Consider the following 6,159-nt stretch of genomic DNA (forward strand, 5'->3'; position numbering starts at 1 on the left):
AGAAACCGATAGCCACATCAGTTCGGTTTCCATTCGCTGTCCACCATCAAACGCCATTGGAAGTGACCACGGTCATTACCCGCGAAGTAGGCGTCGAACTCCGGCGTGCCGGGTTGATAGGGGCACCGGATGCGCGTCCCATTGAGGCGGAAGGCCAGCACATCGACCAGCCCGCGCCGGTACGCCTCGCTGCGCTTGTTGCCCACAGACAGCAGCTTGTCAGCGATCTCGTTGGGGGACGGGCAATCCACAAGGGTCGGCCCCTTCGGGGAACGCTCAGACGTTGTCATGGCCCTGTTCCTCAATGACTTCGCCTTCTTTGAGGCCGAGCAACACGGCGGCCTTATGGCTTTGCCCGAACTGGCACTTTCTGCCGCCCGACAGAACAGAGCGGACAACCGACGGATTCAGGCCGTATTGACGTGCCCAGCCGGCGACGCTGATTCCTTTCCTGCTGAACTCCTCGCGGACTTCCTGGGGCGTCCGCAAACGCTTGCTGTCCATGGTTCCTCCTATACTTAAGGGTGATTAAATTTCGTTTTGCGCAGTTTTTTGCGCACACAAACATTTTGCGCTAAATTTTGCGCACGTCAAGAGGTTTTCAGTGAACTTTTCACAGCGGCTCAAGAGCGAACGGCTACGACTTGGCTTGACTCAGGAGGAGATGGCGAAGGCTGGGGGGGTCAGCCGCCGGGCCCAGGTGGGTTACGAGGCAGGTAGTAGCGCCCCGGATGCTCGGTATCTCGAGGCAGTCTCCGCAGTCGGTGTTGACGGCTACTACTTAGCCTCCGGAAAGCGAATGGGTGAGGAGCTGAACCAAGTTGCGGCAGCCGAGATTCTGTTTTCCGAAGTCGCGAAGGCTCATGGCCTCCGAGGCGATAGCTTCACGGCGGCATGGGAAGAGGTCATCGCAGCGATCCCGGAGACGGTAATCACCGACGGCACACATACGACAGTCGCCATGGAGGCGCTGGACTCGATTGCCGAACGCGGGGTTTCCGCGATCCTCAGGCTGTCGCCTCGGTTTCTCGAGGAAGCGACAATGGAAGCTGTCTTGGTCGGGTTGGATCAGTCCCTTGCGGATCAGAGCTTGACGGCAACGCCAACTCGTAAGGCGAAGATGGCGATGCTCATCTACCGCCAGGCCCGATTGGTGGGAGCGTTAGACTCGAAGATGATCTCGGACGTTGTGGCACTCGCGGGCACCGGCAGCTGAGCGCCGATGAAGCTCCTCGTCTATTTTTTGCTCGACATTTGGCACCGCCGTTACAACGCATCCGGCTATCAGGCCTGTGGGGGAGTGAAGTGACTGACCGATGCCCGCTCCAATCGAGGCAGAGGGTGTGAACTCAGGGTGTGAACTGGGTGTGAACTTCGACCTTCAGAGGGTGTGAACTCGACTTTTTGGGGGGAGCAGTCCGATTTGCCCCCTCGCAGTTCTTCCGCCGCAGCTTTTCCGCAACACCCGCACAGCCCGCCCTCGCGCCTCCAAGCCTGCTCAGAATCCCAGCAATGGCGCATGTTTCCAGCCGTTCCGTGATCATTTTCGGGCGGTCCTGGTGCAGTTTTACCCATTCCCTCAGCCAGTCCCCGATCCGCCGCAACCCGCGCCCCTCCTGGGCGAGCCGTGAAAATTTCCCTGCACCGATCCGTGGTTTTCGATCAGCACCCCCATCGTCCACCACCCGCGGCGCCCAGCATTTCCCCCGAAAAATCAAGGCTCTGGCGCGCTTCAATGGAAGTTTTTCTTGATCTTTCCGGCCAAATTTCCTACTAAATGTAGTAGAAAAAAACTTTTAAATACACTATTGATTTTTTTATCTCATTGATTTTAAACAACTAAAAAAATTTGTCTAAATTTCGAGCTTCGAGGTAAGCTATGCGCCGCTCAACACACCTCCCGATCAGCCAGAAAAAAGCCATGACCGCCACGACGAAACCCGCCAAAGTCCAGCCCGCCTCTGCCGCCAACCTCGAGCCGCAGGAGATCTCCGGCGAAGTCCTGCTCGAGAAATACGCCAAGGGCAATGAGCAGAACGTTGCCGATGTTCGTCTGCGTGTCGCCCGTGCTCTGGCGGCCATGGAGTCCGAGGAAAAGCGCCTGTTCTGGGAGACCAAGTTCCTCGAAGCCCAGGAGCGCGGCTTCGTGCCCGCCGGCCGTATCAACTCGGCTGCAGGCACCAACCTGGCCGCCACTCTGATCAATTGCTTCGTGCAGCCGGTGGGTGATTCCATCACCGAGTCCGTGGACGGCCGCTGCGGCATCTACACCGCCCTCGCCCAATCCGCGGAGACCATGCGTCGTGGTGGCGGCGTCGGCTACGATTTCTCCTCCATCCGCCCCAAGGGCGCAATGGTGCGCGGCACCCAGTCCAACGCCTCGGGCCCGGTGTCCTACATGCGCGTCTTCGACCGCTCCTGCGAAACCGTCGAATCCGCCGGCTCCCGCCGTGGCGCCCAGATGGGCGTACTGCGCTGCGACCACCCGGACATCGAAGAATTCATCCACGCCAAGGACCACGGCGACCTGACCAATTTCAACGTCTCCATCGCGGTCACCGACCTGTTCATGCAGGCCGTCGAGGCCGATGGCGACGTGGAACTCGCCCACAAGGCCGAACCGTCCAACGATATCAAGGAAGCCGGTGGCTATCAGCGCGACGATGGCCTGTGGGTCTACCGCAAAGTGTCGGCCCGCGAGCTGTGGGACCAGGTCATGCGCTCCACCTATGACCACGCCGAGCCGGGCATCCTGTTCCTTGATCGCATGAACAAGGACAACAACCTCTATTACTGCGAAACCATCGAGGCCACCAACCCCTGCGCCGAGCAGCCCCTGCCCTCTTACGGTTGCTGCTGCCTGGGCTCCATCAACCTGACTCTGTACGTCAAGGACGCTTTCAGCGACAAGGCCAGCTTCGATTTCGCCTCCTTCGGCAAAACGGTGGAAACCTCCATCCGCATGCTCGACAACGTGCTTGAGGCCACCCACTGGCCCCTGGAGCAGCAGCATGCCGAAGCCCAGTCCAAGCGCCGCGTCGGCCTCGGCTTCACCGGCCTGGGCAACGCCCTGGCCATGCTGCGCCTGCGCTATGACACCGACGAAGCCCGCGCCATGGCCACGAAGATCTCCGAATACATGCGCGACCAGGCCTATCTGGCCTCCGTCGAGCTGGCCAAGGAGCGCGGCGCCTTCCCGCTGTTCAATGCCGATCTTTACCTGTCTGGCGGCAACTTCGCCTCCCGCCTGCCGGCCGACGTGAAGGACAAGATCCGCAAGCACGGCCTGCGCAACTCCCACCTGCTGTCCATCGCCCCCACCGGCACCATCAGCCTGGCTTTCGCCGACAACGCCTCCAACGGCATCGAGCCGCCGTTCTCCTACACCTACACCCGCAAAAAGCGGATGGCCGACGGCACCTTCAAGGAGCACGCCGTCGAAGACTACGCATGGCGTCTCTACAAGCATCTGGGTGGCGATGTTGCCAAGCTGCCCGAGTACTTCGTGACCGCGCTGGAGATCTCCGCCAAGGCTCACAAGGACATGGTTGCAGCCGTTGCACCCTATGTAGACACTTCCATTTCCAAGACGGTGAACGTCCCCGCCGACTACCCCTATGTCGAGTTCGAGAACCTCTACCTCGACGCCTGGAAGTCTGGCCTCAAGGGGCTGGCCACCTACCGTCCCAACAGCGTGCTGGGCTCCGTGCTGTCGGTCACCCCGAGCAGCGAGCAGAAGCAGCCGCAGGACGTGGAGATGTCCGACGACACCAACCGTCGCCTGTCCATCAAGAGCCTGCCCGCCCCGGTACTGTCGTCCCTGCGCTGGCCCGGCCGCCCGGATCTGCCGGACGGCAACGCCGCCTGGACCTACATGCTCAACACGCCCCAGGGCAACTTCGCCCTCTTCGTGGGTCACATGGATCCGGTCGAGGACAGCCCCGCCAAGGGCTCCTTCCCCTTCGAAGTGTGGGTGAATGGTGCCGACCAGCCCCGTGGCCTGGGTGCTGTCGCCAAGACCCTGTCCATGGACATGCGTGCCAACGACCGCGGGTGGCTCAAGCTCAAGCTCGAAACCCTGTCCAAGACCGTCGGTGAGAAGCCCTTCGAGCTGCGCTTCCCGCCCCACGGCGAACAGAAGCTGATGCCCGGCGTGGTGTCCGCCTTCGCCCAGGTGGTGCGTTACCGCTGCGAAAGACTCAACGCCCTCGACGGTGACCTGCCGACACCGGTGCTCGACAGCGTGTTCAGCCTGCAGGAGCCCAAGACCGGCACCGACGGCACCCTGTCCTGGACGGTGGACATCCAGAACCCGGCCACCGGCGAAGACTTCGTGCTCGGCCTGAAGGAAATCACCCTGCCCGACGGTGTCACCCGCCCCTACTCCATGTGGCTGTCGGGCAACTACCCCCGCGCCCTGGACGGTTTGTCACGCATCCTCTCCCTGGACATGCGCGTCATGGACCCGGCCTGGATCGGCATGAAGCTGCGCAAGCTCATCGATTACCCGGAACCCCTGGGCGACTTCATGGCCTTCGTGCCCGGCACCCGCCGTCAGCAGAACTGGCCTTCCACCGTTGCCTACCTGGCCGCGCTGATCATCCACCGCTACGCCATGCTCGGCGTGCTCGACGAAGCCGGCTACCCGACCCGCGAGATGGGCATCCTCGAATCCCCCCGCGACAACAACGAGCCCAAACTGATGCAGGGCGCCCTGTGCAACGAGTGCGGCAATCACTCGGTGATCCGCAAAGATGGCTGCGACTTCTGCACCGCCTGCGGCGCCGTGGGTACCTGCGGCTGAGACAGCATGCAGCGGGAAGCGGCTTGCATGTCGGTTGACGCATGTCGTGCAAGCAAACAAGCCCGCTAGGCGGCAAGCCGTAAGACTCAACGCCCACCCTCACCCGGTGGGCGTTTTTTCGCGTGGCGAGCTGCGTAAGCTCAGTAGTGGTAGCGCCTGGAGGTCACGCGCTCAACGAATTTGAGATGAGGCTGGGCTCGCTTTACTTTGCTGTGTCGGGGCAGCTCAATCGCATCCAGGATTGCTCGGTAGGTGCCAAGCTTTCCACCGAGCTTACGATAGGTGATCAAAGCCTGCCGATTGAGGAGCACCTGTAGAGACCACCAATGGTCGCTGTCTTGGATGTAGGTCGGGATGCTTGGATCAATCCAACCACTGAACCAACACACGTTGTTCGCAAAAAGCCGAAGACTGGTGACACAGTGGCGGGGCTGACGAGGAATGAACCCCACATCCCCTTGCCTGTTGAACTCGGGAGTCGTCCAGAGTGAGTCATGATGCCCAATCCGGTTGCGGACGTCCCGGATCCGCTTGAGCAGGTTCTTGACCCTCCTCCTGAACGCTTGGGTGCCATGAGGCACCGCGAGGGTATCCGGGGCAGTCGGGAACACGTTCGCCAAAATGCTAGCTTGCAGCCCTGCGGGATGAGCCCTGTGGCCGAGGCCATCAATTAACACCTCCCAAAACCCGAAGGGAAGGGCCGCCACGACATCGTCAGGCGTAACGACGTAGCCTGGGCCCTTCTTGCTTTTGATTTTCTCCACTACAGAGCTGACGTTGTTCTTTGATTCTTGACTCAGTTTGTGCCAAGCGGGTAAGAACTCCGGGGCCGCAGGGTTAACGGCGTGTGCGGGGTTGGAGCGCGGCGTCATCCAGTCAAAGGAGTCGGTGCCACCAAAGTGCTGCGACAGTGCTCGATGAAGGGCATTGCGCAGTGCCACCTCGAAGTCGCCCAGGATTGGAAGCAGCGCAGAACCCACCGCTTGGTTCCAGGCATAGCACCCTAGAAGGTCTTGATCTGTTTCGGTCTTGAAGAAGGCCTAGCCTGGGAAGAGTGAGGTGCCTCAGCATCGGCAAGCTATGGATTCGTGTGAGTTGGTGGTGCTATACTTCAGCGCATAGAGACATGGGTTTTCCGGGTAACCGGTCGTGCCCGTGTAATTTGAGGACGAAGCCCGCTTATGCGGGCTTTCAGACTGCTGACAAAGCCCCAAGCCCCCGCCCGTCGGGGGCTTCGTATTTTTATAATAGCGGCATGCTCAAGCCTGCCGCCGCCTCCGCTCAGACCGAACTGGAAATGGTGACGCTGGACCAGCTGGTTCCGCGTGATCACCTGCTCCGGCTGATCGACACCC

General features: G+C 60.8%; 4 protein-coding genes and 2 pseudogenes. 3 read left to right on the forward strand and 3 right to left on the reverse strand.

The features are described 5' to 3' along the window. Window positions 1–17: 17 nt before the first annotated feature. Both PHI64_RS19495 and PHI64_RS19500 read right to left on the reverse strand, forming a co-directional pair. Complete coding sequence (locus tag PHI64_RS19495; RefSeq protein WP_299886569.1) at window positions 18–290, reverse strand: hypothetical protein; 273 nt, start codon at window positions 288–290, stop codon at window positions 18–20. Continuing rightward, the gene (locus PHI64_RS19500) at window positions 277–504 is read right to left on the reverse strand and encodes a DNA-binding protein (protein WP_299886571.1); all 228 of its coding nucleotides are present in this window, start codon (window positions 502–504) and stop codon (window positions 277–279) included. The genes PHI64_RS19495 and PHI64_RS19500 overlap by 14 nt, the downstream gene beginning before the upstream one ends. A 100-nt stretch (window positions 505–604) precedes the next feature. Between PHI64_RS19500 and PHI64_RS23640 the strand changes: the two are divergent. From PHI64_RS23640 to PHI64_RS19510, 3 genes and pseudogenes are all read left to right on the forward strand, one after another. Continuing rightward, window positions 605–748: pseudogene (locus tag PHI64_RS23640) on the forward strand (helix-turn-helix transcriptional regulator); the annotation flags it as partial. A 51-nt stretch (window positions 749–799) separates the two neighbouring features. Beyond that, on the forward strand, window positions 800–1,216 hold the full coding sequence (locus tag PHI64_RS19505) for a hypothetical protein (protein ID WP_299886573.1): 417 nt from the start codon (window positions 800–802) through the stop codon (window positions 1,214–1,216). 705 nt (window positions 1,217–1,921) lie between these two features. Further along, the gene (locus tag PHI64_RS19510; protein ID WP_299886576.1) at window positions 1,922–4,804 is read left to right on the forward strand and encodes an adenosylcobalamin-dependent ribonucleoside-diphosphate reductase; all 2,883 of its coding nucleotides are present in this window, start codon (window positions 1,922–1,924) and stop codon (window positions 4,802–4,804) included. A gap of 140 nt (window positions 4,805–4,944) precedes the next feature. On the opposite strand, the pseudogene PHI64_RS19515 reads toward PHI64_RS19510, so the two are convergent. Next, window positions 4,945–5,823 (reverse strand): annotated as a pseudogene (locus PHI64_RS19515) (Abi family protein); the annotation flags it as partial. Window positions 5,824–6,159 lie beyond the last annotated feature (336 nt).

It is taken from the genome of Zoogloea sp. (assembly GCF_028689785.1).
In the GTDB taxonomy this organism is placed as follows: domain Bacteria; phylum Pseudomonadota; class Gammaproteobacteria; order Burkholderiales; family Rhodocyclaceae; genus Zoogloea.

Excerpts from the sequence above, each read along its gene's own strand:
- PHI64_RS19510 (WP_299886576.1), top strand. The coding sequence starts at position 1,922 with ATGACCGCCACGACGAAACCCGCCAAAGTCCAGCCCGCCTCTGCCGCC.
- PHI64_RS19505 (WP_299886573.1), top strand. The coding sequence starts at position 800 with ATGGGTGAGGAGCTGAACCAAGTTGCGGCAGCCGAGATTCTGTTTTCC.
- PHI64_RS19495 (WP_299886569.1), bottom strand. The coding sequence starts at position 290 with ATGACAACGTCTGAGCGTTCCCCGAAGGGGCCGACCCTTGTGGATTGC.
- PHI64_RS19500 (WP_299886571.1), bottom strand. The coding sequence starts at position 504 with ATGGACAGCAAGCGTTTGCGGACGCCCCAGGAAGTCCGCGAGGAGTTC.